We start from the raw sequence: 26,693 nt of genomic DNA on the forward strand, positions 1-26,693 counted from the left end.
ACGATGCGCCGATGCTGCAGTACATTTAAGATCGGCGCCGAAGGCGACGATCCTGGCCGCCCCCCGCGGGGGCGGCCATTCCGTTGGGGGGCAATGCCGTTGAAGCCTTTAAATCCGACTACTTGCTCACGTTCCTAGGCGGGGCGCGGGATTGGGCGGCGTCGAAGGGCCCGGAATAGGGTCGTTAGGGGCCAACAGGCTGGGACGCGCCGCGTGGGCGGGCTGAAAGAGGCGCCGTAAACCCGGGACCTAGGTCCGGAAGCCCCGGCCGGGACTCGCACCGGTGCGAGTCTTTTGGGCGGGAATTCGTCGAATCGTCAGGCCAGGTGCCTGGAGGCGCGTATTTTTTACCTGCCAAAGTGGCAGGTTGATGCAACTATTCGTGGGGGGCGATCGTCCCTGAGGCGCCCCCTCCGGTCCCGGCGGGAGGCGCTTAGAAGCGGCCGGAGACTTCGAAGGAGTACTTGCGGGCGATCGAGCGGCCCGGGTCCGTGAACTTACCGGCGCGGAAGTAGGCCATGGTCGCGGCGATGTTCAGCTGGTCGCGGATCGGGTAGCGCAGGCGTACGTCCCACTCCGTGCCCAAGGTCCGGGGGCCGTTGGAGATGCGCTCGGCCTGGTACAGGAAGAAGTCGATGTCGAGGGTGAGGCTCTTGTAGGCGGGCGGGGTGTAGCCGGCGCCGACCACCAGCAGGCCGGAGGCGCCGTTGCGCAGGCCGTTCTTGGTGGTCGTGGAGTAGTTCCCCCCGAACGCGTCGTAGGCGGTCGCGGCGAACAGCTCGCCGAAGCCCGCGCGCTCGAGGCCGTTGTGGCGGTGGCCGCGGCTCGGGAAGAACGCCTCGTCCGTGGTCGGGGTGCCGGGATCGTCGCCGCTGCCGCGCGCGACGGACATCCGGGCGATGCCTTCGCCGGTCTTCCACAGCGACTGCTTCCACTTCATGCGCACGACCTGGGCGTTGCCGTTGTAGGTGATGTGGTTGCCGGCGGGCGAGGGGCCGGTCGGGGTCGCGTAGCCTTTCTGGATCGCGGCCTCGCCGTCGAACACCATCGGGCCGTAGCTGATCTGGTATCTCAAGCCGGTGAAGCTTCGCAGCGCCTTCGAAACGAGGCAGCCGTTGGCCTGCGGGTTGCCCGTGTAGCTGCAGCCGTAGACGGTCTGCTGGGCGCGGTCGCGCTCGATGAGCTGGTTGAGCTGCCAGACGCCCTCGCCGGGCAGGTCCACGGACAGGCCGGCGAGGTCGAGGCTGTTCGGGGCGGAGGCGTTCAGGGGGTTGCGGTCGTTGAAGACGAAGCCCTCGACCTTCATGTTCCACCACGGCAGCTCGCCGCGGGCGGAGGCGCCGGTCAGTCCGGCGCCGTCGTCGTCGAGCAGTAGGCCGCCGCCCAGGCGGTAGCTCTGGCGGCCGAAGGTCGCCTCCCAAGGGTAGCCGAAGAGGCGGTGCACCTTCAGGTAGGCGTTCTCGATGAACGGCGTCAGGTCCGCGTTGGGGTAGTAGGACGCGACGCGGTCGAACGGCGAGGCCACGGAGGCGGTGGAGCCGGACACGCCGATGGCCCGCAGGACGATGCCGAGGTCCATGGTGACGTCCTCCCCCCCGCGCTGCTCGAGAGGGATCTTGCGCACCGCGATGCCCAGGCGCGCGTCGTTGGCGATGAAGGAGTGGGAGTTCTTGTCGGCCGTGTTGTAGTGGAGATTCGAGTAGGACGACGCCTTCAGCTTGTAGGAGGCGGTCACGTCCAGGCTCGCCGCGCGCGCGGTGGAGAGGCCTGAGGCGAGGAGGACGGCGAGCGAAAGCGTTCGCATCGACCGAAATCCTAGCAAAATCCTATCGGCGTATGAGCGCGAGACGGTCGAGGACGCGGCGCTCCCGGCAGGACTCCCCGAGGCGCGTTTCGTCAAGGCCGTGCCAGGACGCGGCCGATGTCGTGGAAGGGCGCGGGCGCGGCGTCCCGGACGATCGAGGACTTGCCGCGTGTTGCGAGGCCCGCCGCTCGCAGCTTCCGGCCGGCGGCGGTCATCACGGCGGCGCGCTTGAGCCGCTGGACGGGCGTGAGCGAGCGCCAGGCGACCGCGAGCGTTTCCCGCTTTTGTCGTCGGACTCGAGACTCGGCCATCCGCCCATTGTAACGCGAGCGCCCGGGGCTGTCAACGGACAAAAAAAGAACCCCCCGGCCGTTTAGGCCGGGGGGCTCCTTACTTTCGTTCTAGATGATTCTTAGAACTTGATCGCGACGTCGCCGGCCAGCATGACGGCCGGGTTGGTCGCCGCGTTCGCGCCGCGGAAGTCGCGGACGGCCGCGCCGGGCTGGAAGGTTCCGGCCGTGGCCTTGAGGGACACGTTCTCGGAGTGCTTCCACTCGCCCGTCACGTCGACTTCGGAGCCGATGTTGCGGGACGACTTGGTGCCGGCCGCGTTGAACGGAGCGACGCGGTGGAAGGCGTAGCGGTAGAACGCCGCGCCGACCGTCAGCTTGTTCAACGCGCTCGGGGTGGCCTTGACGCCGACGCCCCAGATGATGCGGTTGGACAGGCCGTTGGACGCGAACGTGTTCGCGCCGTTAGCCACGCCGTTGCCGGCGAGGGCGATGGCCGCGCCGGTGTCGAAGCGGCCGTAGATCCCACCCGGGCGGTAGTCCGTGTTGATGGACTGGAACGTGTTGTTGCCCGCGTAGTCGAAGTTGCTGTCGCCCGTGCCCATGCCGTACTCGCCCCAAGGATTGACCGCCCCGACGTCGGAGAGATCGAGCTTGTAGCCGGCCTTGAGCTGAACGGCGTAGCCCTTGTAGTTGACGGCGCGAGCGCCGCCCGCGGCGGTCGCGTAAGTCGCGCGATCCTCGCCGAAGTTCTTCGCGAGCTCGAGGCTGCCGGAGAACCCGCCCGTGGCGACCTTCGCCTTGACGCCGGCGACCCACAGGTTGGAGTTCTTACCGTCAGCGGACGTGCCCGTGCTGCCGAGGGTCTGACCGATGCCCGCGACGCCGTGCGTCACGCGGTTGTACACGTACGCGCTCGGCTTGACCATCTCGTGCATCTTGCACGAGACGACGATGCCGCGCAGGTCCGTCGCCGCGTTGCCGGAACCGACCGTGGTCACGGCGGTATCGGCGGTCTTGCCGGCGATGCCGGTGACCGACATGTGCTCGCCGTTCCAGTCGGCGCGGAACATGTCGATGGCGTCCACGCGCAGGCCGTAGGCGTCGCGCGGGCCGTAGTAGACGATGAGGTCGCCCTCTTCACCGTAGAACTGGCGGCCGGCCGTCACATCGAGAAGGCCGAACACCTTGTCGATCTTGACGTTGGCTTCCTCAACGACGATGGCGCTCTGGATGATGTTGAGGTCCTGGGCGCCCGAGCCGTACGTGCGGCCGGCCGAGCTGGCGGCGGTGCCCTGCGCGCCCTTGACGAGGGTCACGCGAGAGTGGACGTCGTCCAGCAGGTCCCAGTCCATCTTGACGATCACGCGAGTGGTCGCGTGGCCGATGCGGTCGTTGTTGTTGGCAGACGCGGGCGAGCTATTCGCACCGGTGGGGCGGGTCACGAAGTCCACAACGTTGCGGGCGGAGGTCGTCTGGATGTCCAGATTTCCGCTCACCTTGAAGTTCTTCAGCAGCTCAGCATTCGCACCGGCCGGAATGAACATGGCCAGGGCTAACGTCGTTCCCAGGAGCTTTTTCATTGCTCTTTTATCCTCTCTTGTTTGTATCGTAAGCCCCGTTTCAGCGGGGATACTCACGTCATACCCCGTTTGTGACGGGGCCTACGTACGACAGGAGCGCCAGTTCTTTGCGGCTCCTCACGAACGCATGCAGCGGACCGAATCTAGCAAAGGTGTTTTAGCGTTGTCAACTGTTTGTTGCGTGCGTTACATGAAACCGTCACAAGGCCGCGCAATCCACTCAGTGGTATCGAGTGTTATTTAGTGGGTGGTTGGAGTCGGGCGTTCGCGCGCGCGGCCCACGGCGTGTCGGGATACTGGAGCGAGATCTTCTGCCACGTGGCCCGCGCCGCGTCGGCCTGGCCGGAGGCCAGCTGGCAGCGCGCCATGGTCTCCTGCACCTGCGGGGCGAGGAAATGCTCGGCGTTCGCGTCCAGGAAGGCCTGCGCCGCGGCGGCGCACTCGGCGCCCTTGCCCGCGGCTTCCAGGGCGGAGACCTTCTCGGACGCCGCGAAGGGCTTCAGGGGCTCGGGGGCGTCCTCGGCGGCGCGCGTGAAGGCCGCGAGGGCCGCGTCGTTCTCCCCCTTCGCCTGCTTGAGCTCGCCCTGCATCATGCCCGCGAGGGCGGCGGCGGCGGCGCTCGCGCGCTGCGCCGTCAGCTCCGCCAGCGCGTCGGACGCCTCCTTAGGGCGTCCATAATAGGAATAGGCTTCGGCCATCGACAGCTTGTCCCAGGCCTCGTTCTCGTTGGTTTTGCGCGCGTAGACGGCGAAGCCGACGACCACGCCGATGATCGCGGCGGCTCCGACCCCCATGCCGGCCTCCTTGCGGTGCTTCAGCGCCAGGTCGAGACCCTTGCCGAAGAAATCCCGCACCTCGTCCTGCTTGGCGGCTTGCCTGCTGGCCCAATGCTTTTCGGTAGACATGGAGTGGTTAATCCTTATAGAGAGCGTTTGCCCCGAGAGGGAATCGAACCCCCATCTTCTCCTTAGGACGGAGTAGCTCTATCCATTGAGCTATCGAGGCGTCATTTCCTTGTTACAGGACCGCCATAATAGCTTATCGACCCTATTTCCGCCAGAGGGTAGGGCCTTTTCGAGGGGCTCAGATCAGGGGGCGGGAGTGATCCGCAGGGCCAAGTCGCGGGGCCTGGGCGGCTCCGGCCAGGCGCAGGGCTTCATCGAGAAATCGGATCAGGTCGTCGATTTTCATCGCAGCGGGATCGGCCGGCGCCGCGTTGCGGCGCATGATCTCCTGGTCGATGCGCCAGGAATCGGAGACGAGGCCGGCGTCGTTATCATCGGCCATGCTTGAATCGCGCCTCCAATTCGGCATAGGCGTCGGCCAAGCCGAAAAGGACGAAGAACTCCCGAATGCGAGCCCAATCCAGGTCCTTTCTCGCCTCCAGCAGGGATTCGACGTCGGCGAGTTCTTTATGGCGGCGGGCGGGATTGTTGGCCAGCGATTGGACCTTGAGGCCGATGAGGTCCTCGGCCCTGACGACCTTGACGGGCAGGCCGATCAAAGCCGAGTCTTTTGAAACGGCCCGGCCGATCATTTCCAGGGCCAAGGGCCGGAAGGCGTGGATGAAGTCGATCGCGCCCCAGGGTCCGCCCATGTCGTATTGCGAGACGTTCTCGGAGTGGTGGATGCGGCGATACCCCCCGGCCGTCAGGAATTCGTGGACGCCCGGCATGTCTTCGTTGTGGACGAGGAAATCGAGGTCTCGGGTCGCGCGCGGCGCGCCGTGGGCGCCGAGCGCGAAGCCGCCGATCAGGGCGTAGCGCGTTTTGCGCCGGTCGAACTCGCGCAGGAGCCGCCCAAGGAGCGATTCCAGGTCCGCCATTCAGTAGGTCAGGAGAGAATGGATCGTCCGGCCGGCGAGCTTCTGGCGTCCATTAAGGAAAGAGAGCTCGATCAGGAAGGTGCTTCCGATCAATTTCCCCCCCAAGGCCTCGATCAGGGAGATCGCGGCCGCGGCGGTGCCGCCGGTGGCCAGCACGTCGTCGACCAGCAGGATGCGGGCGTTCTTCGGGAACGCGTCGGCGTGGGCCTCGATCGAGTCCGTGCCGTACTCCAGGTCGTAGCTCGCGGAATGGACCTTGCGCGGGAGCTTGCCTTTCTTGCGCAGCGGGACGATGCCCGCGCCCAGGCGCGCCGCCATCGCCGGCGCGGGCAGGAACCCGCGCGACTCGACGCCCGCCACGATCTCGATGCCCTCCCGCTTGAACGGGGTGATCAGGCCGTCGATCACGGCGTTGAAGCCCTTGGGATCGGCCAAGAGCGGGGTGATGTCCTTGAACATGATCCCCTTCTTGGGGAAGTCGGGGACGTCCATGATCAGGGCCTTCATGGCCTCGAGCCCGAGGGTCGGGCCGGCGTCCCGGCGCGGCTTCGCTTTCGCGGCCATGATCACTTCCTCTTCTTTCCGCCGGCCTTCGCCGGCGGCAGGAACACGAGCTTGCGGGGCGCGCGGCGCGACGACTGCGCCGCGGTCGGCGCGGTCTTGCGGCCGGCCGGGATGGTCTGTCCGAGGATGTCGGTCTTGAGCTTCGGCGCGGAGAAGCCGGGCTGCAGGTTCGTCGGCCCGCGGCGCCCCCCCTCGTCGACCTCGATGAGCCCCATGCGGTTGGCGACGCGGCGCAGGCGCAGCAGCGCGCGCTCCTCGATCTGGCGGATGCGCTCGCGCGACAGGCGCAGGCGCTTGCCCACCTCCTCGAGCGTCATCGGGGTCTGCCCCGTGAGCCCATGCCTGAACTCGAGGATCATGCGCTCGCGCTCGCCGATCTCGCGCAGGGCCTGGTGCAGCTCGTCGTGCAGCTTGAGCACGCCGATCAGGTTCTCCGGGGACTGCGCCGTGGTCTCCGCGATCATGTCCTCGACCGTGATGTTGTCGTCGCCCGAGTCGATCGGGGCGTCGAAGGAGCCCATGCCCTTGGCGGCCTCGGCCGCGTCGAGCACGCCGCGCACCTGGCGCGCCGTCCAGTGCATCGCGCGCGCCATCTCCGCCAGGGACGGGTCCCGGCCCAGTTTCACGTGCATCTTCTCCCACATCTTCAGCCACTTGCGCAGGGCTTCCCAGGCGTGCGGGGGAATGCGGATGGTCTTGGACGTCTCCTCGACCGCGCGGCGGATCGACTGCTCGATCCAATAAGAGGAGTAGGTGGAGAAGCGGTAGCCCTTCGACGGCTCGAACTTGTCGATCGAGTGCATCAGGCCGAGGTTGCCCTCTTCCACGAGGTCCATGAAGTCGATGCCCTGGCGGTGGTACTTCTTGGCGATCGGCACGACGAGGCGCAGGTTCGCCTCCATGATGCGCTGCTTGGAGACGCGGTCGCCCTTCTTGGCCTTCTTCCACAACTCGTGCATCTCCTCGCGCGTGACGAGGGCCAACTTCTGTATCCCTTTGAAGTATTGGCTCGTTGTGTCCGTAGAGGGTTCCATGTGTCTCCTAGACGATTCTGAAGGTCGTTTCGTTCTTCGCGGCCCGCGTCTGCGTCTCGATCGAGTCCACCCGCGCCGCCGGGTTCCCGGTCCTGAGGCGCTCGACGAACTCCTTGAGCGCCTCCTCCGTCCCCTGCGCCTCGGCCTCGACCGACCCGTCCTTCAAGTTCCTCACCCAGCCCGTCAGGCCGAGCGACTCGGCCGTGTCCGATGCGAACCACCGGAAGCCGACGCCCTGAACCCGCCCACGGACCGTTACATGTAGACGCGTCAAGGGGTCTCTGATTGACATTCTAAATGTTTGTCAAGAGCGCGCGCAAGGGGCTAACATCAAAAAGACACAAGTCAAAAAAGAAGAAGGGTAACGACCGCGTCGTTACCCTTCTTCCCGTCAAAGTGGTCGGGGTACTCAGGCTTGAACTGAGAACCTCTTGGTCCCGAACCAAGCGCTCTGCCAATTGAGCTATACCCCGATGCCCGGAAACGAGTCGGTCACGCCCGCGGTCGGGGACACAGGAATCGAACCTGTAGCCTCTCCCACCCCAAGGGAGCGCTCTACCATTGAGCCAGTCCCCGACCGCGGGCGCGACATGCGGTCGGCGCCGGCCGAACCACTCGTCAGGAGGTATTTTAATCCTTTGCCCCCCTCCGGCGCAACTGTTTCGTGCATAAGACCGGATTCCGCGAGCGTATAAAGGTCGGTAAAAAGCTCGGAAATTGTGGACATCTAGAAGGGTTAGGGTTATACTGCGTGAGGTCATGAAGCTCCCCCCCATCTTGACGTTGTCGGTCCTGATCGCGGCGGCAAGCATGGCCGCCGCAGCGCCCGCGCCAACCCTAACTGTCTCGATGGAGAATGAACCTGCTCCCGATCTTGTTCGGCTCGAGAGAATCCTGACGCAGAAGCTGGAGGCCAGGGATAAAGGCCAAGTGACGCCGGAGGCATTCTCTGAGTTCGTGCGGCAGTTTCGCGTCGACCTCATTGAGACGGACACCCGCATTCCTCCCTCGCCCGCCAATACAGGACTCCACGCCCGTATCCTGGCGCGACTCCAAGAGCCCGGTGAAGCCATGGCTCGCCTGGACGAGGCGCTGTTGCAGGAGCCGGATAACTCAACGCTGCTCAATGCTCGGGGCTATGTGCAGTTCCAACAGGGCGATTACTTGGGCGCGCTCGCGTCCGCTAATCAGGTCTTGAAATACAATCAGGACCATGGTCAGTCAGACGACAAAGGAGCATTGGCGCTCAAATATTCGAGCGAGGGCCGTATTGCCGGAAAAACGCCTACGACGCAGGCCCTCTCGCCGATCGCGCCTCAGTCACAAGGCATCGATGGCCTTGATGATCCCGGAAAACCCTACAAGCTCGCGGTCAAAGCCAGCGCGAAGTCCGGCGAGGTTCCGGCGGTGATGACGGGCGAGAACGAGCCTCTGCCCGCGCGGGGCCATACACCGCTTTTGCCCGTCCTGATCGTGACGGGGGCGGGGTTCACGGCCTATGGTTTCTATAAAGTATCTAAGTCCAACAGCACCGCCTCTGCCAACGATGGTCTCAATCCTGCGCCGGATGTTTCGCCGGAGCAAGTGCGGCGCAACTACCTCAATTCCGCCGTACTTATCGGGACGCCGATTCTCGCATTGGGCCTTGTCTATGGCGGGCCGGCGGTGCTGCGTGTGGCCGCGCCTGTCGTCACGAACCTTGCACAGCGTCTGCAAGGTTCCCCGTTGCCTGCGGTTGCGGCAGGCAACGGCGAGGCATTGACTAAAGTCTCGGCCCGCGTCGCGCTTCAGGGCATGACGCTGCCGCCGAATCAGCTTCAGGCTGCTTCGCGAGCTATCCAACGTGCGACCCTTTCCGACACAATCAAGATGTCGGTGCAAAAAGGCGGCGACTTGATATTGAAAGTCAGCCGCCCGGGACGAGATGGATTTCAAGAATTCGAGCATACGATCTCGCCCAACGGCACGAAGCAAGTAATCCAGCGAGCGTATAATTCTGCCGGCCAACTCGTGCATTTTGATCCCAAAACCCAATGATACAGGAATCGCCTGAATCGAGGACGCTGCGAGGTGTTGTCCGCGGGGATAGGCCGTGGTCGGAATTGGCGGATATCGGTATATTCGTCAGGATTGATGGCGATAAGGTCGAGATATCTAATCCGCGGCAACTCTCGGTTTGGGTCGGTGCCGCCGATCTGGCTCAAGGCATCTTAAACTACAAGCACGACCCCGTTAGAATTCGTGAATGGGCGTCGATGATTCTTGCCGACGCGATTTCGTGCGATCTGCGGTTGAAGGACGATCCTGACGAGCAGGGGCTGCTTGCCGCAATGTGGGACATTTCGTTTGGCAAGGGACTTTCCGAAGAAGCCCTGGCGTTGGCGCAGCGATTCGCTCGCTAAAAACTCGACTCAGCGACCCATCTCTTCCAGGATCGCCTTGAGCTCCTTGCGCACCTCGCGGAGGAGCTTCGCCTGGGCGCCGTCGGCGGGGGCGGGGCCGGTGAGCGGCGCGTCGAGGGCGGTCTTGCCGCGGCGCCGGTCGATCAGCGCGCGGCGCGCGCCGGCGACCGTCATCTTGCGGCGGTGCAGGAGGTCCTTGATCTCGAGGATCAGCTCGAGGTCCGCGCGGGAGTAGCGCCGGTGCCCGCCCTGCTTGCGCGACGGCTTGAGGTCTCCGAACTTGTTCTCCCAGTACCGCAAGGTGTGCGGCGGCACCTGCGCGAGCCGCGAGGCCTCGCGCATCGTATAGTAATCGCGGTCGGGCAGGAACGGCAGCTCCACCTTTCGTTACTCGAGCAGGTTCTTGGAAGCCTTGAAGCGCACGCCGCGGCGCGACGGGACGCTGACCTGCTCTCCGGTCTTCGGGTTGCGGCCGTTCCTCGGCTGGCGGGCCTTCACGCGGAAGGTCCCGAAGTTCGAGATCACGACCTTGTCGCCCTGGTTCAGCGACGCGCGGATGGTCTCGAAGGTCGTCTCGACCGCGAGGGCGGCCTCGCCCTTCGTGGTCAGGACTTTCGCGACGGCCTTGATGATGTCGAGGCGGTTCATTTGGCGTCTCCCCCTTCCTTGCCTTTGGGCGGCGGCTCGCCGCCCTCCGGTTTCTTCTTGAGATCCTTGAAGATGTCCTCGGGCTTCAGGCTCTTGAGGTCCTCCTTGAACTTGGAGACCTCGTCCTCCGAGATGGGCTTGTGCAGGGTCTGGCAGCGCTCGAAGACGCTCTCGTGGACCATGATCGGGCAGCCCGCGCGCACGGCGATCGCGATCGCGTCGGACGGCCGGCTGTCGAGCTGGACGGTCTTCTTCCCGTCGCTGACGTGCACCTTCGCGTAGAACGTGTTCTCCTTGATGTCGCTGACGACGATCTTCTTCACCTCGAAGCCGAGCTCCTGGATGGCGGCCAGCAGCAGGTCGTGGGTCAGCGGGCGCGGCAGGACGATGCCGGAGAAGCGGATCGCGATGGCCTGGCCTTCGGTGATGCCGATCCAGATGGGTAAAAGCCTGCTTCCGGAGAGCTCTTCGAGAAAGATGATGCACTCGTTGACCGTGGTCGCGAGCGAGTAGATGCGGACTTCCTTCTCGCCGGTCCCCGCCTTGGCGGGCTCGGGCGTCTTTTCCTTATCCTTGTCCTTGTCGCCGCCCTTTTCCTTGGCCATATCGTTCTCCGTTAAAATCCGAGCGCCTTGAGCACGCCTTTCGCGGGGGCGCCGCGCGTCGCGCGCCAGATCGCCTCGAGCAGCGGCGCTTTGACCTTATAGCGCCGGCACAGCTCGCGCGCGCTGGCGGAGGCCTCGATGCCCTCGACGACCGTGGGGATCTCGGCGAGCGCGCGCTTGGGCGTCAGGCCTTTCCCGAGCTTTTCCCCGAACCCTCGGTTCCGGGACTCGGGGGAGGTGCCGGTCGCGATCAGGTCGCCGAGGCCCGACAGGCCGTAGATGGTGTTGTAGTGGCCGCCCCGGGCATGGATGAGGCTCGCCATCTCGGCCAGCCCCTGCACGAGCAGGGCCGCCTTGGTGTTCGCGCCGGTGCCGAGGCCGTCGAGGATGCCGGCGCCGATGGCGATAGCGTTCTTCAGCGAGCCGCCGAGCTCCACGCCGTGGCGGTCGGGCCAGTGGGTCACGTTGAGGGCGCCGCCGTCGAACAGGCGCACCAGGACCTTCGCCTCGGCGCCTTCGGGTCCGCCGAGCATCATCCCCGTCGGGACGCCGCGGGCGACCTCGCGGGCGAACGAGGGGCCCGACAGAGTCCAGACCTTGCCGCGGAGAGCGGGGAGCTCGCGGGAGATGATGTCGCCCATCGTGGCCAAGGTGTGGGGTTCGACGCCCTTGGACGCGTTGACGGCGACCGCGTTTTTCGGCAGACCGATCCCGCGAATGTTTTTCGCCGTCGCGGCCAACGCTCGGGACGGCAGCACGAACAGCAAGACATCGACGTCTTTTACGGCAACGGCAACGTCGTGGGTGACCTTGATGGCCCCATCCAAACGAAACCCGGGGATCTGCGCGTGACGACGAGTTTTATTCAAACTCGCCGCGAGCTCCGGCACGAACTCCCAGATCGTGACCTTCGCTTTCTTGTTGGCCAGATGCTGGGCTAAGACGCAGCCCCACATCCCGCCGCCTAACACCGTTACCTTAAGCTGACGGGCCATGGATTCCCAGCTCCTTGTTCTCGATCAACCGCTTCAGATTGGGTATGTGCTTGTAGATGATCAGCGCGCCGGCGACGCCGGCCGCGATGCAATAGGCCTGCTTGGCTCCGAGGGCGACGGCGGCGATGGGGAGCACGATCGCGGCGGTCATCGACCCGACCGAGATGTGGCCGGAGACCTTCACGGCGAGGGCGAAGGCTCCGATCGTGACGGCCATCGGCCACGGAAGCAAAGCCAGGAAGACTCCCGCGGAGGTGGCCACGCCCTTTCCCCCCCTGAAGCCGAGAAGGGGCGTCCAGTTGTGGCCGATGATCGCGGCGGCGCCGGCGGCGATCGCCAGTTCGGGACGGCGCGGCTGGGTGGCGATCGACAGGTAGACGGGCGCGTAGCCCTTCAAAGCGTCCACGACGAGGGTGATGGCGCCGGCGAGCGCGCCGGCGTTGCGGTAGACGTTCGCGGTGCCGGGGTTGCCCGAGCCGCGGGTGCGGATGTCGTAGCCCTTGAGGCGTTTGACGACGAGATAGCCCGTGGGGATGCCGCCGGCGAAGTAGCCGAACAGGATCAGCGCGGCGTCGCGGAAATCTATCATTATTTTCAGCGTTATCCGGCCTTGCCTCGGGCCGTATACCCCAGAGAATAGCCTGTCAGGCGGCCGGAGTCAATAAGGACTGTAAACGGCTCCAGTTTTCGGCCGTCACCCTCAACCGGAAGCGGATCTTCTCCCCCATCACCTTGCGCTCGAGGATCTGCGCGGACTCGTACAAGCGGGCGGTCCAGGAGCCGGCCTGGGCGGCGGGCGCGTCGATCTCGCGCAGCAGCCACTTCCGGGAGAGCGCCTCCTCGACGCGCGCGAGGACCTCGGGGATGCCGTCGCCGGAGGCGGCCGACATCAGGATCGCCTCCGGATAGCGTCTCACGAGGTCGTCCCGCTCGGCGGGGGTCAGGCGGTCGGCCTTGTTGAAGGCCTCGACGCGCGGTATGCCGCCCGTCGCGAGGTCCTCGAGGGTGAGCTTGACCGAGGCGTGCTGGCCGTCGAGCTCTCGAGAGGACGCGTCGTGCACGACGAGGAGGCAGTCGGCGGCCTCCACCTCCTCGAGGGTCGAGCGGAAGGCGGCGATCAAGGACGTCGGCAGGCGCTGGATGAAGCCGACGGTGTCGGTCATCACGGCCCAGCCGCCGCTCGGCAGGCGCACGCGGCGCGCGGTCGGGTCGAGGGTCGCGAACAGCTTGTCGTCGGCGTACGCGGCGTATTCCCCCGTCAACTGGTTGAGCAAGGTGGACTTGCCCACGTTGGTGTAGCCGACGAGGGCCACCTGGGGCACGGGTACGCCGGCGCGCCGTTCTCGGCGCAGGCGGCGCGAGGAGCGCACGCGCTCGAGCTCGGCGCGCAGATGCTTGATGCGGTATTGGATATGGCGCTTCTCGTACTCGAGCTTCCTTTCGCCGGGGCCGCGCGTGCCGATGCCTCCGGCCTGCTGGGAGAACGCGCGGATGCCGGTCAGGCGCGGGAGCATGTAGGACAGTTGGGCCAGCTCGACCTGCAGGCTTCCTTCGCTCGTGCGCGCGCGCCGCGCGAAGATGTCCAGGATCAGGCGGGTGCGGTCGACGATCTTCACCTTCGGCAGCGCCTTCTCCAGGTTCTTCTGCTGGCCGGCGTTCAGCTCGAGGTCGAAGATCACCGTGCCCGCGCGCAGGCCGGCGCACATCCCGACGATCTCCTCCACCTTGCCTTCGCCGATCAAGGTCGACGAGTTGAAGCGCTGGAGCGCCTGCGTGGTCTCCCCGACGACCAGCGCGCCCGCCGTCTCCACGAGGCGCTTGAGCTCCTCGAGGCTGGTGCGGATCACGTCCGTCTGCGACTTGGGACCGACGCCGACGAGGACCGCGCGCTCGATGGGAGCGCGGGTCTCGCGGGAGACGTTCCGGACGCCGGTCTTGCGCGCCATCAGTCGAGCAGGACCTCGGGCATCGCCTTCTGCAGCAAGGTGCGCCAGCGGCGCGCGGTCCCCGCCATGAGCGTGTCGAACGGCGCGAAATCGTCGGTGAGGACGGGGGCGCCCTCGAGGTCGCGCGCGACCGGCTTCAACTCGCGGCTGAGCATCAGCGCGACCTCCTTGGACGAGCGTTCCGGCGCCGCGGGCGGGCCGGCCTCGAGCGGGCCCGCGGACGCGAAGAGCAGGATGTTGGCGAGGCCGTCGTTGGGCTCGCTGGCGACGAACGCGCGCACGTGAGGGAAAGACGCCGACAAGGTGCGGTACACGGCCTTCCAGGGCCGGTCGTCGGGGGCGGCCACCGCGCTGACGATGTTGATCGCGAGCACCCCGTCCGGGGACAGGGAATCCCGCATGCGCCCGAACGCCTCGGCGGTGAACAGGTGCGCGGGCGGCGACTCGGCGCCGAACGCGTCGAGGAAGGCGAGGTCCCACGGCCCGAGGCCCGTCTCGAGCAGGGCGCGGCCGTCGCCGATGACGACCTTGCCCTTCGGCTCGTAGCCGAAATCCTTGTAGGCGGTCTCGGCGATCGCGGGGTCGATCTCGAAGGCGTCCACGGTCAGGCCGCGGCGCTCGAGCGCCTTGGGCAGCAGGCCCGCGCCGAGGCCGACGACCAAGGCGCGCTCCGCCTTCGGCCGCAGCGCGCGCGACCACTCCATGCCGCGGATGTACTGCGACTCGCTCTCCCCCTCCGGCTTCTCCATCACCGACTGGCTCGTGCCGTTGACGAGCAGGTAGCGCCTGGAGCCGGTGTCCGTCACGGCGATGCGGCCGTAGGCCGACTCGCGCGCCGACAGGGAATGGCGCGGCTTCGGCGCCGGCATCAGCACGAGCGCCACGCAGGCGGCGCACGCCGCCAGCTGCCCGAGCGGCAGCGCGCGCAGGGACAGCCAGGAGCCGAGCGCGCCGAGCAGCATCAGGATCAGGGCGATCCCGTACAGGATCTTGGAGATCGGCAGATGCGGCACCAGCACGAAGCCGGTCAGCACCGCGCCGAGGACGCTGCCCGCCGTCGAGATCGCCCAGGCGTCTCCCGACCTGCGGCCGGTGTCGAACGCGCCCGTGGCGGTGAGGCGCACCGCGACGGGGCCGAGCGCGCCGAGCAGCACCAGCGCGGGCCCCATCAGCGCGCCGGCGCTGACGAGCGCGCCGGCCTGGATGCCGAAGGGCAGGCTCGCGCGCAGGATGGGCGCGCGCAGCCACGGCACGGCGGCGACGGTCAGTCCCGCGGCGGTGAGCATGCGCGCGAATAAAAGAAGATACGGCTGGCGGTCGGCCTGGCGTCCGCCCCAGGCGTAGCCGAGGGCGAGGGCCACCATCGTCACCGTGATCATGGCCGACCACGTGTAGATCGACGAGCCGTAGAAGGGACTGATCAGGCGCGCGCCCGCGAGCTCGAGCACGAGGCAGGACGCGCCGGACAGGAACAGGCTGCCGAGCAGGTAGGGCGTGGTGTACGGCGGCTGCTGTCCCGGCTTAAGCGGCGGTTTTTTCACGGGCTTCCTCCCAAAGTCTCAAGGCGCGGGCCAGCATCGCGTCGTGGCCCTCGGACGCGTCGAGCGCCTCGGCCTCGAGCTGGTTGCGGAACCAGGTGCGCTGGCGCTTGGCGTAGGCGACGGTCCCGCGGATCAGCTCGGCCAGGCCCTCGTCCTCGGACATCTTACCACGCGCGCAGGCCAGCGCCTCGCGGTAGCCGAGGCTGGTGAACCCGGGCTCCTGGCCGGTGAAGACCTTGGGCACGAGCGCCATCACCTCGCTGAGCAGCCCCGGCCACATCCCCCGCGCGCGGGTCTCGATGCGCTCCCGCGACAGCGCGGGGCTCATGTCGAGGCGGAGCGTCAAAGTCGCGGCGGTCCCGCCGGTACGGCCCTCCCGCCAGTGCGCGGAGATCGGCTTGCCGGTGAGCTCCAGCACCTCGAGCGCGCGCAGGACGCGCTGGATGTTCGCCGGCGGTATGCCGGCCGCGGCCTCCGGGTCGGCCTTGGCCAGGCGCGCGTGCAGGGACTCGCGGCCGTTCTTCTCCGCCTCGGCCGTCAGGCGCGCGCGCACGGCCTCGTCCCTCGGGGGCAGGGGCGACATCCCCTCGAGCAAGGCGCGCAGGTACAGGCCCGTGCCGCCGCAGACGAGCGGGAGCTTCCCTCGCGAGCGGATGTCGGCGATCGCTTCGGAGGCTTCCTTCGCCCAGCGCGCGGCGTCGAAGGTCTCGGACGGGTCGGCGCAGTCGAGCAGCCAGTGGCGCGCGCGCGCGCGCTGCTCCTGGGAGGGCTTGGCGGTGCCGGCGTCGAGCCGGCGATACACCTGACGCGAGTCGGCGGAGACGACCTCGGCGCCGAGCGCCTCAGCGAGCGCTACGGCGAGATCGGTCTTGCCGGAGGCCGTGGGCCCGGCGAGAACGATGAGCGATGCGGAGTTGTCGGTCATGCTTAGGTTCGGCCGCAGCTCAGAGCAGCTCCTCTTGAGTCATCATTCATCGGCAAGAATCAGCCTTTCTGTTCGCTTATCGAACCCGGCAGTCGAACCTTCCGCATATATCGCGATTGTGATTTCCTTCTTGAAACCTTTGTCGGGTATATGGGCGTGATTGTTAGTAGGAGTTTCGAGCAGCTGTTTAAGGGAGTCCAGCAATTCCTTGGCCTCATCAGTGGTGAGGAGCACTGATATGGTATCGATCGCCTTATCGTTGTCTTGATCTAAGATTCGCATGGTTGTCGCTAATGATGCGGTCTCGCTGTTCTGACGAGTTCCGAGGCTCTATCTCGAGGCTGATCATCGTTCAGCTAACCCAATGTTCATGCCCGTTTTGATTCAGTCAATCTGAGATTGAGGAGACATTCCTGGCCCTCGAGGCCGTAGATTAGTAAGGAGAAAATCCCGCGAAGCCCTCGTCCTTTATAGGCGGCCTCAATCTCAATGTATTCGTCTTTATGGTGCTTGATCCGTTCGAAGTCCTTGGCGCCACATTTTCCCAGGAATGCGGATATGCGGGGGATGAGGTTTCCCCAAAGTTGCTTAATGTCTTCGTTGGGGTGTAGCCGAAGCAGATGGGAAACCGTGATTACTTCATCGGCGTCACAATTGATGTTGCGGTGAATAACGTAGTGATTCGTCGACTTGGGTAGGAGTTCGGCCGCAATATCCGGAAGGAGATCCTTGTCGATACGATTGAATGCATCCAACACTTTGCTGGTCTTCTTCATTGGTGCTCCATTACTTGCCTGCACGAAAGGGGTAGCGTCCCCTTATCTCAAGATCGAGGCGATATGCCTCCTTAATCCCGAAGTCGAAGCTCTTTGATAGGTGGCCATCATCATCGTAGGTCCGGATGTAAGCCTCGGCCCGTCCAAGAGCCTTGTCGAAATTCCGCACGTTTTGCGGCTGATTGCGAAATTTGAATCGGGTACTCAATTCGACCTCCTTCAACATGGCGAGCCCCATGATTACGGTTACGTTGATTTTATCCGATTCAGAGACGCGTGCTTTCTTCCCGGACTGGCCGTTGATTTGAACATGAATGCTTACATGATTGAATCGGCCCTTATCCTCGGCGACACCTGTTGCTGATCCAACGCCTGGATTGCTCAGATTGAATGACCGTGAAGCGGTGATCCCGGTTCCCCCTAGTTGGGCTCCCAGCATGGTCGCCGGGCTGAGAGGCGTCGGGGCGGATGCCGTTGCGGGGAGAGTGACGCCTGCTTCTGTGTGGGGCAGTCCTGGCCCGCTATGAATTGAAGAATCGGGGCTGTGGGTTGGAGAATGAGTGTCCTGAGTTCCCTCCTCGTCTTCGAGTCCGGCCAAATGCTTTTCTGCAGCGAACTTCACCTTGGATTCAGGCCTGGTGCTTCTAGGAACATCCTGCTGGGATCGAGGCGCGACGACTGCGCCATCTTGCCGCCGCACTTCGCGGTCTAAGTCCTCATGGGCTTGGTCAGCGGGGTCGACTTTGATCAACATTTCCACCCAGGCACGTCCGGCGTCGTCGGTCCGCGCGGTCGCTCCGTCGGGAAATTCAAAAAGGTTGGAATCCGCGCTGAAGGTCACTGGGAACCCTGCCTTGTTGCCCAGGTCGCCCGTGAATTCAACCTCGGCCAGAAGTATTACCGCCTCTCCTCGCGAGGCCGCGTCCTTGTCGCTGCTCAGCGTAATTTTGGTCGGCTTGAGTGGTAACTTCGGTTTCGGCGGCGCCTCGGGTTTCGCCGGCGCCGGTTTGGGTACGAAATTCGATGAAGAACCGGCCGAAGCCTGGGGCTTTCCCGCGCCCCTGAATAACTTGCTTATGCCTCGAAAAAGCGCCGGAATCCCTTTGAGGATTAGTACTGCGCCCAATTCACCGAGCGCCTTCCCCAACTCCTCGCCGCCGGTGCCGGAGTACCCACTGGAGTAAGACGAGCCAGAAGAACTCCCCCCGCCGCAGTTCTGCACGCAGACACCGTGCGGAACCGACGGCGGAGGCGGAAGGTTGGGGATGTTCCAGGCGCCTAGCCCCGCCTCGGTCAAATCGAGGGGACGGGCGCGCGTCAGGACGGCGGCCGTGCCGTCGTCCTCGATGATCTCGAGCGGGGCGGTCGAGAAATTGAATGCGGGATCGTCGAGCCAGCGGACGAGAACGGGCGCGGGTATTGCGACGGGCCAACGGCCTTCTTCCGTGTCGGCCGGGCGCAACACGAGCATGCCCGCGACTTGACTCGCTTCGTTGAGGACGGGGCCGCCGCTGAGTTCGGGCGAGATGGCGGCGTCGGTCTGGAAGCTGGCCTCGCCGACCTTGGTCACGAGGCCGGCTGTCTTCGTCCAAAGGCCGGAGATCATAGTATGCCCGACGGCGGTGACGAGTTCGTCTTTGGCGGGCGTCGTCTCCGCGATCGAGAGAGCGGGACGAGCCAGATCCTCGGAATAAGAGAGCACGGCCACGCTCAGTTCGGGATGGCGGCGGACGACCGTCGCCGTGAGCTGGACGGGCTTCGCCGTCCCAGAATAAGCGAAGAGGTTGGGGTGGTCGGTGTCGGCGACGATGGCGGCGTCGGTGACGAGCACGGCGCCGTTCTTCGTTTTGAGCAAGGTGGCGGCGGCCCGCTGGTCTTTCCACACCACGACAAAAACGCTTTCTTCGGGTTTCTGTGAGACGACGCGCCCTGCCGAGATGAGAACCGTGTCCTTCACTCTCTGCGCGGCGGCAAGGTCTGTGAAGGCGGTCGCGCGAGCACAATACAGCTTTGAACGGGCCGCGCCAATCGCTTTCTCGGAGGCCAGCGCCATGGTCAGCTTGCGGACCCGGGCGCGGAACTTCTCGTATTCAGCCCCGGTCAGCTTTGCCTGGGACGAGGCTTGGTCGAGTGCCTGTTCCGCGGATTTCCCCTCCGCTTGCGGGCCGAGCAAGGCTAACAACCACGGTGAGGCTTCGCCTTTCTCGGTCTGGAACAATCCGTCCCGGCTTGTGAGGAGCTTACGGCGGGCCTCGAGGGGCTCGCAGGGCGGCTCAGGGAATCGCTGCGCCCACGTGTAATCGGTGACCGCTAACGTTCGGTAGATCGCGTCGAGGCTGGAGGAGCGGTCCTTGAAGAACGGCCTGAGCTCCGGCGACATCCGCGGCTTGAGTCGTTCGAGTGTCTCCTTGACCTGAGCCTCGTCACGGAAGCCTTCGAAGCCGTCGGTCAGGACGAGGAGGTCGGCCTGGAGCGCCGCGAGGCCCTTCGAGTCGGCGGGGCCATCACCTTGCGCCTCGACGGCCCTCGCGTCGGGGGCCAAGACGTAGGTCGAGAGCAGGTACCAGAGCGGGTCCGTCGTGGTCTCGGCGCGGACGGGGATGGCAACGGCGAGGAGAAGCGCGAGCGCCGCTCGAGCCTTTCTCACCCAGGTTTACTTCGCCTTGCGCGCGGTCTTCGTTTTTCCGGAGAACAGGGAGTGAAACGGGCAGTCGGAGCCGCAGGCGTCGGGCAGTCCCAGGGAGGTCCGGGTCTGGCAGTCGGCGCTGTCCTCCGCCATCTTCTCGATGGCCTTCTGCGCTTCGCGCGAGATTTTTCTGAAGGCGAGGCCGACGCTGTAGGTCTCGCCCTTCTGGTGCACGCGCACGATGCCGGCCTCGATCGGAACGCCCTCGAGCCCGGGGATGTTCAAGGTCATCTGGAAGCTCTTGGTGTGGGGCGGCTCGATGAACATCAGCAGCGAGATGCCGCCGGCGGAGAGGTCGGTCATGATCGCGGGCTGCTTGTGCATCATGTTGTCGGAGCCCTCGAGCTCGAGCGTGATCGGCTCGACCATCCCTTCGACGACGCTGAACCGGCGATGCTTGCGGCGCTCGGCCCCCGTCTTCTTATGCTCGGTCATCTGTTTCCCCTTTCAAGATCCGTTTGCTCGTTCCGGTGACGCGGACCTTGACGGTCCGTCCCGCCGGCCCGGCTCCCTTCCAGGAGACCTTGAAGCCGTCGCGGGTGCGGCCGAAGCCGCCGCCCTCGTCCAGCACGTCCACGACCGTCCCGACCCGGGCGGCCAAGGCTTCCTCCGTCAGGCCGTCGCACAAAGCGTTGAGCCTCGACAACCGCTCTTCCTTCACCGCGTCGGGGACGTCGTCCGTCATGTCCGCCGACTCGGTCCCCTCGCGGGGCGAGTACTTGAACGTGTACGACCACGACGGCCGCAGACGCCCGACCAGGTCGAGGGTGCGCTCGAAATCCTCGTCGGTCTCTGAGGGGAATCCTACGATAATGTCAGTGGTGACTTCAACGCAAGGTATCGCGCGCCGCAGGCGCGCGGTTTTGTCGAGGATCGAGGCCGCGTCGTAATTGCGCCGCATGATCTTCAAAAGCCGGTCCGATCCGGATTGGAGCGGAAGATGGATCTGTTCGCAGATGTTGTTCGTCGTCGCCATCGCGTCGATCAGGTCGTCGTTGACGAAGTGAGGATGAGGGCTTTCGAACCGGACCCGCTCGAGGCCCTCGATCGTTCCCAGGCGTCTCAGCAGTTCCGGGAAGCGGAGCTCCGCTCCCCCCTCCGGGGCATGCCAGCTGTTGACGGTCTGGCCGAGGAGCGTTATCTCTTTGGCTCCGCGACCGACCTTCTCCCGGACCTCCGCCATGACCGTCTCGTACGGCCGGTACAGCTCGCGGCCCCGCACTGAGGGCACGATGCAGTAGGAGCAGGAGTAGTTGCAGCCGCGCATGATCGTGACGAAGGCGGTGCAGGGCGAGGCCCAGCCCGTGGGCTTGTCGAGGGTCTCCGGCGGGAACGCCCGGCGCGTCTCGGCCATCGCGTCGAAGCGCGCGCCCAGGGCCTCTTCGACGATGCGCGGGTAGTCCTCGATGGACTTGGCGCCGACGACGAGGTCCACGTACGGGAAGCGCTTCCGGATCCAGGGGCCGAGGCGCTCGGCCGCGCAGCCGGCGACGATCAGCACGCGCTCGGAGTCCTTCTCCTTCCAGCCGCGCAGGCGGCCGATGAAGGAGAGGGCCTTGTCCTCGGCGTGCTGGCGCACGGTGCAGGTGTTGAGGACGATGGCGTCCGCGCTCTCGGGCTCGGAGACGGCGGTGAAGCCGCGGCCGGTCAGGGGCGAGGCGAGCTCCTCGCCGTCGGCGACGGACATCTGGCAGCCGAAGGTGACGACGTGGAGGCGCATCGAGCTATCGCTTGCTCTTGGACTTCTTCTTCGCCGGCTTCTGGTCCTGGCCCTGGCGGCGGCCCATGCCGATCTCGACGAGGTCGTGCGTCGCCTCGATGACCTGGCGGCGGGCCTCCGGGTCGAGCGGCGCGAGAGCCATGATGACCTTCTCGAGGGCGGCGAGCGTCTTCTTCTGGATCATGGGGCCTCCTAGAGCTTGACCTTCGACTGCACGACGCGGAAGTGCACCACCCGCATCTCTTCCTCTTCGCGGATATGCCGGCCGTTGGCGAAGTTCATCTTCTCCTTGAGCTCGGGCAAGGTCACGCCCTCGCGCTGGGCGAGGTCCTCGTCGAAGCTGCCGAAGGAGCGCAGCTCGACGACCGTCACGACCAGCTGGGCGCGCACGTTGCCGTGCTTGTCGACGAGCTGGAGGGCGTCTCCGACCTTCAGGTCGGCGTCCTCGGGATCATAGGCCGGGCAGGCGGTGGCCGTTTTGCGGCCCGCCAGGATGGACTGGATCATCTTCTCACCCAGTCCGCCGTCGCCGTACCAGCCGAAACGGAAACGTTTCACCGTGGAAGATTATAACTATTGTCGACGAGGATTGGGACGATTAAGCGGACTTTTTGGCGCAATCTTTGCAGAGGCCGAAAACCTCGTGCCGGTGCCACTTCGGCACGAAGCCCGCGTCGCGGCAGGCGTCGTCCTGGATCTTCTCGAGCTTGGGCCAGCGCACCTCTTGGATGCGCCCGCAGGAGACGCAGATCAGGTGGTCGTGATGCGGGCGGTCGTGCTCGACCTCGAAGCGCGCGGTGCCGCCCTGGCCGACGACGGGCGAGATGATGCCGCACTCCTGGAGCATCTTGAGGGTGCGGAAGACGGTGGCGCGGCCCACGCCGTGAGAGCGCAGGGCGTGATAGATCTCGTCCTGGCTCAGGTGATGGTCGGCCTTGAGGAAGTGGTCGAGGATGAGGCGGCGCTGTCCGGTCAGGCGCAGGCCGTTCTTGGCGAGGTGCTCGGTGAACACGCGGACGATCTTCTCCGCGTGCCTCTTGTCGCGGCCGCCTTCGTAGACGACGAGTTCTCTCACGGCCATAGGGTACCAGTCCGGGAGGCCGGGCGCAATAATTTAGTCATTAGACCTTGCTACAATAAAAACATGAAGCGCCTCTGGCCTTTGCCCGTCCTCCTGCTCCTGGCGCTCCCGGTGCGCGCCCAGGAAGGCGAGGACGCGGCGTCCGACGACTCGGCTCCGGCCGACGCCGCCGCCCCCGAGCCGCCGTTGTCCCCCCCCGGAGGCGAAGGCGCTGCGAACGACGCCGCGCCGCCCCAGGAGGAGTCCGCCGAGCCGAACTCCTCCGAGGAGCAGCCTCCTCAGGGCGGAGCCGCCCCCAACGAGGCGGCCGAGGGCGAGGAGCCGGCGGAGAAGCCGGCCAAGGAAGAGCCGATGATCAGCGTCAAGGTCGCGGCTCCCGAGGGCGAGGAAGGCGACGAGGAGAGCGTCGCCCCCGCGGCTCCGAAGAAGAAGGTGGAGCCGACGGCGACCTTGATGAGGGCGCCGAAGAAGGGCAAGCCGGCGGCGAAGCAGGCCAAGGGCAAGAAGAGCGAGAAGCAGGCGCCCCCTCCCGTGAAGGCGAAGGCCCCCGTCGTCGCGCCCGAGCCTCCCCCGCCGCCGGTCCCCGCGGTGCCGCTGACGCCGATCACGCCGCGCAACCCTTAAGACAGACCGGCTGGACGCGAGACGCCGAGGGCCTTCAGGATGAAGGCCCACATGTCGGCGACTTCCTGGATCATCTTGCTCATCGGCTTGCCGGCGCCGTGGCCCGCGTCCTTCTCCACGCGCGTGAGGATGGGCGCCGGGCCCGCCTGGGCGGCCTGGAGCGCGGCGGTGAACTTGTGGCTGTGCGCCGGGACGACCCGGTCGTCGTGGTCGCCCGTCATCACCATCGTGGCCGGATACGAGGTCCCCGGCTTCACGTTGTGCAGCGGCGAGTATCCGATCAAAGTGTCGAAGCCCTCTTTGGTCTCGCTGCTGCCGTAGTCGCTCTTCCAGCCGCGGCCGACCGTGAAGAGGTGAAACCTCAGCATGTCGAGCACGCCGACCTCGGGGACGGCCGCGCCGAAGAGTTCCGGGCGCTGGGTCATCGCCGCGCCGACGAGCAGTCCGCCGTTGCTGCCGCCGCCGATCGCCAGTTTGGGCGAGGAGGTGTATCTCTCCTTGATCAGGAACTCGGCCGCCGCGATGAAGTCGTCGAAGACGTTCTGCTTCTTGTCGAGGCGCCCCGCGTCGTGCCACTCCTGGCCGTACTCGCCGCCGCCCCTGAGGTTCGCCACGGCGTAGACGCCGCCGCGCTCCAGCCAGGCGATGTTCGCGCCGGAGAAGCCCGGGGTCATGGAGACGCCGAAGCCTCCGTAGCCGTAGAGATAGGTCGGGTTGGTCCCGTCGAGCTTGAGGCCCTTCTTGTGCACGATGAACATCGGGATCTTCGTGCCGTCCTTCGAGGGATAGAAGACCTGCGTGACCTCGAACTTCGACGGATCGACGGGAACCTTCGGCCTCCAGTAGGCGCTGGTCTTGCCCGTCTCGAGATTGAGACGGAAGTGCGTGCGGGGGTAGTTGTAGGATGAGAACGTGAAGAAGCCTTTCTTCTCCTCCTTGCTCGTCGTGGGTTCGAAGCCGCTCACCGAGCCGATCGCCGGCAGCTTCACCTGGTATTTGAATCCTCCGCGCGGGCCGTACACGCGCATGACCTCGTGGGCGTCCGTCTTCCAGACGGCGACGAAGCGCTTGCCGACTCGGCCGACCGAGTCCAGCACGTCGCGGTCGCGCGCCTCGGGGATGACCGTCCTCCAGTTCTCCGGAGCCGGGCTGCGGAGGTCGACGGCCACGAGCCTGCCGCGCGGCGCGTCATTCGTCGTCTGGACGAAGAAGCGCGGGCCCTCGTTGCCGATGATCGAGTATCTGGCGTCGAACCGGTCGAAGAGCGGCTTGAAGTCCGCGCCGGGCTTGGCGAGATCCTTCACCCAGATCCGGTTCTTGGGCTCCGTGCCCTCGTACTGGTACAGCAGCAGGTAGCGGCCGTCCTCGGTGACGCCGGCGCCGAAGCTCCAGCGCGGCTGCTCGGGACGCTCGTAGACGAGGACGTCCTTATCCTGGGGCTCGCCGGCCTTATGATAGTAGACCTTGGCGTTCTCGTTGGCGCCGGTGAGCTCGTCGCCGGCCTTGGCCTCGGGATAGCGCGTGTAGTAGAAGCCCTTTCCATCCTTGGTCCAGGAGGCGCCCGTGAACTTCGTCCACTTGAGCGTTTCGGGCAGGTCCTTGCCGGCGGCCACATCCCGGATCTTCCACTCGTTCCAGTCGCTGCCGGCGCGCGAGATCGCGTAGGCGAGGTAGCGGCCGTCCTGGGAGAAGGACGTGCCCGACAGCGCCGCCGTGCCGTCGGCGGAAAGCTGGTTGGGGTCGAGCAGGACCGCGCGCGGGCCCTTGAGCGTGCGGGCCTTGTACATCACCGACTGGTTCTGCAGCCCGTCGTTGGCCATGTAGATCCAATGTCCGCCGATCTTCGTGGGCGTGCCGACGCGCTCGTAGTTCCAAAGCTCCTTGAGCCGCGCGGCGATCTCGGCGCGCTCCGGGATCGCGTCCAACGCCTTTTCGGTGACCCGGTTCTGCGCGTCGACCCAAGCCTTGGTCTCCGCGGAGTTGTCGTCCTCGAGCCAGCGATACGGGTCGCTCACCTTCGTGCCGTGATAGTCGTTGACGACGCTCTCGTCGCGGCGACTCTCCGGATGCTTGACGCCGTCGAAAGCGGCGTCGAGGCGCCGGCCGTCGCCGTCGGGAAGAGGAGCGTTCTCCCCTCCACGAGGCGCCGCGGCATGGAGGGCCTGCGCGGCCGTGACGGCCGCGCCTGCCGGGGTCGCGGCGGCGGCCGCGGGCGAAACGGCGGCGGGCATCGTGATCGGCGGCGGGGCTGCCGGGATGGAAGGCGCCGAGAGCGAAGGCGCGGTCAGGAAAAGAGCGGGAAGCGTCAAGCCGGGCGCCGGCGCGTTCGTGATCCCGAGTCCGAGCGCGGGCGTCAGCGAAACGGAGGCGCGGCGGCTCGCGACGGTCTGCGCGGCGGCGCGGCTCGCGTCGAAACCGGAGGAGAAGACGAGCGCGACGGCAAGAACGGTCGCGATTGTGCGGCTTGGGCGCTGGGCCATGCGAGGTTATCCCCTGCGACCGGGTGAGGCCGCAGGTCCTATTGTACCGGGGACCCGGCCTGCGCGGCCTGGGCCGTAAGGGAAGAGAGCCAAAGACATCCGGTCTAGGCCTCCGGCCGCCCGCCGACGGCTTGCCGCTTAGAGTTTTTCGACCGACGCGGCGAGGATCCAGCCTTTCACGCCTTCCTTGAGGAGGCCCACCTCGAGCCATTCCCCGCTCTCCGCCAGGACGCGGACGCGGCGGCCCTCGGGAGCGGTGTAGCCGACGGTGAACTTCTCGCCCGGCCCGTTGCGCAGCTCCGCGCGGCCGGCGACGATGACCCCTCGCCCGGGCGGCAGCACGGCGCGCAGGCCCGCCCACCAGAGGCCGAACAGGACCCAGGCGGCGGCGGCGCCGAGGAGCCAGTCGCGCAGCGCCTCGCGCCGCTCGACGTTCCCGAGCAAGGTCAGGGCCGCGAGGATCATGGCGGCCCAGGCCGCGAGCCAGTGCAGGCCCGCCAGCTCGCGGGCGGACAGCGCGGTGAAGGCCGCGAACGCGGGCGCGGGGATGCCGGGAGGGGCCAGCTCCTCTCCGGAGCGCTTCAGGACGAAGTCGAGGTTGTGACGCCCGTCGCCGTCGCGCGGGTCGAGGTCGAAGGCGCGCTGATACGAGGCGGAGGCGCGTCCGAGCCTGCCGGCCTTGAGCAGGGCGTTGCCGAGGTCGTAGTGCAGAGCGGGGTCGCCGGGATCGGCGGCGAGGAGCGCGGCGAATGCGGCGGCGGCCCGGTCGTGATCGCCCGCGTCGTAGGCGGCCCTCGCCTGGTCGTACGTCGCGGGCGCGGCGGCCGCGTCCGGCGAGGCGAGCGCGGCGGCGAGGAGAAGGGCGATCATGAGCGGAGCTCCTTGTCGAAGGCGAGCGCGAGGGCCCGGATCTCGTCGGCGAGGCGCTTGACCTCGGCCTGACCGGCCCCGCCCGGGGCGTAGCGCAGCAAGTCGAGCTCTTCCCACACCGACCGCAGGCGCGCGAGTCCGGCCGGCGCCGCCTTGCGGCCTTGCAGGGCGGCCGAGACGGCCTTGAGCGTCAGCCCCGCCGCCGGCCGGCCGAGCTTGTCGGCGAGATAGCCGGTCAGCGCCTCGCCGAGCAGGGCCACCGCGCGGGCGCGCTCCGCGGCGGGCTGGGCCTCG

General features: G+C 66.2%; 31 protein-coding genes and 3 tRNA genes. 3 read left to right on the forward strand and 31 right to left on the reverse strand.

Annotation, left to right across the window (positions count from 1 at the left end; genetic code table 11):
• Positions 1-433: 433 nt before the first annotated feature.
• The 12 genes from HYV14_11610 to HYV14_11665 all read right to left on the reverse strand — a co-directional run bounded on the left by HYV14_11610 (position 434) and on the right by HYV14_11665 (position 7,676).
• The gene (locus HYV14_11610) at positions 434-1,804 is read right to left on the reverse strand and encodes a hypothetical protein (protein ID MBI2386648.1); all 1,371 of its coding nucleotides are present in this window, start codon (positions 1,802-1,804) and stop codon (positions 434-436) included.
• A gap of 92 nt (positions 1,805-1,896) precedes the next feature.
• Positions 1,897-2,115 carry a hypothetical protein gene (locus HYV14_11615; GenBank protein MBI2386649.1) on the reverse strand — a complete coding sequence of 73 codons (219 nt, stop codon included), beginning with the start codon at positions 2,113-2,115 and terminating at the stop codon, positions 1,897-1,899.
• Between the two features lie 101 nt (positions 2,116-2,216).
• Entirely contained in the window at positions 2,217-3,677 is a 1,461-nt protein-coding gene (locus tag HYV14_11620) for a hypothetical protein (GenBank protein MBI2386650.1), read from the reverse strand.
• A gap of 236 nt (positions 3,678-3,913) precedes the next feature.
• Positions 3,914-4,582, reverse strand: a complete 669-nt coding sequence (locus HYV14_11625; GenBank protein MBI2386651.1) for a hypothetical protein — start codon at positions 4,580-4,582, stop codon at positions 3,914-3,916.
• 28 nt (positions 4,583-4,610) lie between these two features.
• Positions 4,611-4,682 (reverse strand) — tRNA-Arg (locus HYV14_11630).
• Positions 4,683-4,760: 78 nt separating this feature from the next.
• Positions 4,761-4,964 (reverse strand): hypothetical protein, encoded by a 204-nt coding sequence (locus HYV14_11635; GenBank protein ID MBI2386652.1) that lies wholly within the window; start codon positions 4,962-4,964, stop codon positions 4,761-4,763.
• Positions 4,954-5,502, reverse strand: coding sequence for a nucleotidyltransferase family protein (locus HYV14_11640; GenBank protein ID MBI2386653.1), 549 nt, complete (start codon positions 5,500-5,502; stop codon positions 4,954-4,956). The genes HYV14_11635 and HYV14_11640 overlap by 11 nt, the downstream gene beginning before the upstream one ends.
• The gene (locus HYV14_11645) at positions 5,503-6,066 is read right to left on the reverse strand and encodes an adenine phosphoribosyltransferase (protein ID MBI2386654.1); all 564 of its coding nucleotides are present in this window, start codon (positions 6,064-6,066) and stop codon (positions 5,503-5,505) included.
• A gap of 2 nt (positions 6,067-6,068) precedes the next feature.
• The gene (locus HYV14_11650) at positions 6,069-7,100 is read right to left on the reverse strand and encodes a sigma-70 family RNA polymerase sigma factor (GenBank protein ID MBI2386655.1); all 1,032 of its coding nucleotides are present in this window, start codon (positions 7,098-7,100) and stop codon (positions 6,069-6,071) included.
• Positions 7,101-7,107: 7 nt separating this feature from the next.
• Positions 7,108-7,392, reverse strand: coding sequence for an acylphosphatase (locus tag HYV14_11655; protein MBI2386656.1), 285 nt, complete (start codon positions 7,390-7,392; stop codon positions 7,108-7,110).
• Positions 7,393-7,497: 105 nt separating this feature from the next.
• Positions 7,498-7,573, reverse strand: a tRNA-Pro gene (locus tag HYV14_11660).
• Between the two features lie 31 nt (positions 7,574-7,604).
• Positions 7,605-7,676, reverse strand: a tRNA-Pro gene (locus HYV14_11665).
• A gap of 183 nt (positions 7,677-7,859) precedes the next feature.
• Between HYV14_11665 and HYV14_11670 the strand changes: the two genes are divergently transcribed.
• Together HYV14_11670 and HYV14_11675 are read left to right on the forward strand one after the other, a co-directional pair.
• The gene (locus HYV14_11670; GenBank protein MBI2386657.1) at positions 7,860-9,137 is read left to right on the forward strand and encodes a hypothetical protein; all 1,278 of its coding nucleotides are present in this window, start codon (positions 7,860-7,862) and stop codon (positions 9,135-9,137) included.
• Positions 9,134-9,502 (forward strand): hypothetical protein, encoded by a 369-nt coding sequence (locus tag HYV14_11675; protein MBI2386658.1) that lies wholly within the window; start codon positions 9,134-9,136, stop codon positions 9,500-9,502. Before HYV14_11670 ends, HYV14_11675 begins: the two co-directional genes overlap by 4 nt.
• A 9-nt stretch (positions 9,503-9,511) precedes the next feature.
• Here the strand turns inward: HYV14_11675 and HYV14_11680 are convergent, their stop codons facing one another.
• The 16 genes from HYV14_11680 to HYV14_11755 form a co-directional block, all read right to left on the reverse strand.
• Complete coding sequence (locus tag HYV14_11680) at positions 9,512-9,883, reverse strand: MerR family transcriptional regulator (protein ID MBI2386659.1); 372 nt, start codon at positions 9,881-9,883, stop codon at positions 9,512-9,514.
• Between the two features lie 6 nt (positions 9,884-9,889).
• Positions 9,890-10,150 carry an integration host factor subunit beta gene (locus HYV14_11685; protein ID MBI2386660.1) on the reverse strand — a complete coding sequence of 87 codons (261 nt, stop codon included), beginning with the start codon at positions 10,148-10,150 and terminating at the stop codon, positions 9,890-9,892.
• Entirely contained in the window at positions 10,147-10,755 is a 609-nt protein-coding gene (locus HYV14_11690; GenBank protein MBI2386661.1) for a bifunctional nuclease family protein, read from the reverse strand. The genes HYV14_11685 and HYV14_11690 overlap by 4 nt, the downstream gene beginning before the upstream one ends.
• A gap of 11 nt (positions 10,756-10,766) precedes the next feature.
• On the reverse strand, positions 10,767-11,750 hold the full coding sequence (locus tag HYV14_11695) for an NAD(P)H-dependent glycerol-3-phosphate dehydrogenase (protein ID MBI2386662.1): 984 nt from the start codon (positions 11,748-11,750) through the stop codon (positions 10,767-10,769).
• Positions 11,734-12,339 (reverse strand): glycerol-3-phosphate 1-O-acyltransferase PlsY, encoded by a 606-nt coding sequence (plsY, locus tag HYV14_11700; GenBank protein MBI2386663.1) that lies wholly within the window; start codon positions 12,337-12,339, stop codon positions 11,734-11,736. Before plsY ends, HYV14_11695 begins: the two co-directional genes overlap by 17 nt.
• Positions 12,340-12,394: 55 nt before the next feature.
• Complete coding sequence (gene hflX, locus HYV14_11705; GenBank protein ID MBI2386664.1) at positions 12,395-13,696, reverse strand: GTPase HflX; 1,302 nt, start codon at positions 13,694-13,696, stop codon at positions 12,395-12,397.
• Entirely contained in the window at positions 13,696-15,237 is a 1,542-nt protein-coding gene (locus HYV14_11710) for a fused MFS/spermidine synthase (GenBank protein ID MBI2386665.1), read from the reverse strand. The genes hflX and HYV14_11710 overlap by 1 nt, the downstream gene beginning before the upstream one ends.
• The gene (gene miaA / locus HYV14_11715; protein MBI2386666.1) at positions 15,218-16,162 is read right to left on the reverse strand and encodes a tRNA (adenosine(37)-N6)-dimethylallyltransferase MiaA; all 945 of its coding nucleotides are present in this window, start codon (positions 16,160-16,162) and stop codon (positions 15,218-15,220) included. The genes HYV14_11710 and miaA overlap by 20 nt, the downstream gene beginning before the upstream one ends.
• A 42-nt stretch (positions 16,163-16,204) precedes the next feature.
• On the reverse strand, positions 16,205-16,444 hold the full coding sequence (locus tag HYV14_11720) for a hypothetical protein (GenBank protein ID MBI2386667.1): 240 nt from the start codon (positions 16,442-16,444) through the stop codon (positions 16,205-16,207).
• 86 nt (positions 16,445-16,530) lie between these two features.
• Positions 16,531-16,938, reverse strand: a complete 408-nt coding sequence (locus HYV14_11725) for a hypothetical protein (GenBank protein ID MBI2386668.1) — start codon at positions 16,936-16,938, stop codon at positions 16,531-16,533.
• A 10-nt stretch (positions 16,939-16,948) separates the two neighbouring features.
• Positions 16,949-19,585, reverse strand: a complete 2,637-nt coding sequence (locus HYV14_11730; GenBank protein ID MBI2386669.1) for a trypsin-like peptidase domain-containing protein — start codon at positions 19,583-19,585, stop codon at positions 16,949-16,951.
• Between the two features lie 6 nt (positions 19,586-19,591).
• On the reverse strand, positions 19,592-20,059 hold the full coding sequence (locus tag HYV14_11735; GenBank protein ID MBI2386670.1) for a PilZ domain-containing protein: 468 nt from the start codon (positions 20,057-20,059) through the stop codon (positions 19,592-19,594).
• Entirely contained in the window at positions 20,046-21,344 is a 1,299-nt protein-coding gene (gene miaB / locus HYV14_11740) for a tRNA (N6-isopentenyl adenosine(37)-C2)-methylthiotransferase MiaB (protein MBI2386671.1), read from the reverse strand. Before miaB ends, HYV14_11735 begins: the two co-directional genes overlap by 14 nt.
• A 4-nt stretch (positions 21,345-21,348) precedes the next feature.
• Positions 21,349-21,528: a hypothetical protein gene (locus HYV14_11745; GenBank protein MBI2386672.1), complete on the reverse strand. Its 180-nt coding sequence runs from the start codon at positions 21,526-21,528 to the stop codon at positions 21,349-21,351.
• A gap of 8 nt (positions 21,529-21,536) precedes the next feature.
• The gene (locus HYV14_11750) at positions 21,537-21,902 is read right to left on the reverse strand and encodes an ASCH domain-containing protein (protein ID MBI2386673.1); all 366 of its coding nucleotides are present in this window, start codon (positions 21,900-21,902) and stop codon (positions 21,537-21,539) included.
• Positions 21,903-21,942: 40 nt separating this feature from the next.
• Positions 21,943-22,419, reverse strand: a complete 477-nt coding sequence (locus tag HYV14_11755; protein MBI2386674.1) for a transcriptional repressor — start codon at positions 22,417-22,419, stop codon at positions 21,943-21,945.
• A gap of 69 nt (positions 22,420-22,488) precedes the next feature.
• Here HYV14_11755 and HYV14_11760 point away from each other — a divergent pair, with 69 nt between their 5' ends.
• Positions 22,489-23,049 carry a hypothetical protein gene (locus HYV14_11760; protein ID MBI2386675.1) on the forward strand — a complete coding sequence of 187 codons (561 nt, stop codon included), beginning with the start codon at positions 22,489-22,491 and terminating at the stop codon, positions 23,047-23,049.
• Here the strand turns inward: HYV14_11760 and HYV14_11765 are convergent.
• The 3 genes from HYV14_11765 to HYV14_11775 form a co-directional block, all read right to left on the reverse strand.
• Entirely contained in the window at positions 23,046-25,280 is a 2,235-nt protein-coding gene (locus HYV14_11765; protein ID MBI2386676.1) for a S9 family peptidase, read from the reverse strand. The genes HYV14_11760 and HYV14_11765 overlap by 4 nt on opposite strands.
• 387 nt (positions 25,281-25,667) lie before the next feature.
• Entirely contained in the window at positions 25,668-26,399 is a 732-nt protein-coding gene (locus tag HYV14_11770; protein ID MBI2386677.1) for a tetratricopeptide repeat protein, read from the reverse strand.
• On the reverse strand, positions 26,396-26,693 hold a 298-nt coding region (locus tag HYV14_11775; GenBank protein ID MBI2386678.1), incomplete at its 5' end, for a hypothetical protein. The genes HYV14_11775 and HYV14_11770, both read right to left, overlap by 4 nt.

This window comes from Elusimicrobiota bacterium (assembly GCA_016182905.1).
In the GTDB taxonomy this organism is placed as follows: Bacteria; Elusimicrobiota; Elusimicrobia; order UBA1565; family UBA9628; genus GWA2-66-18.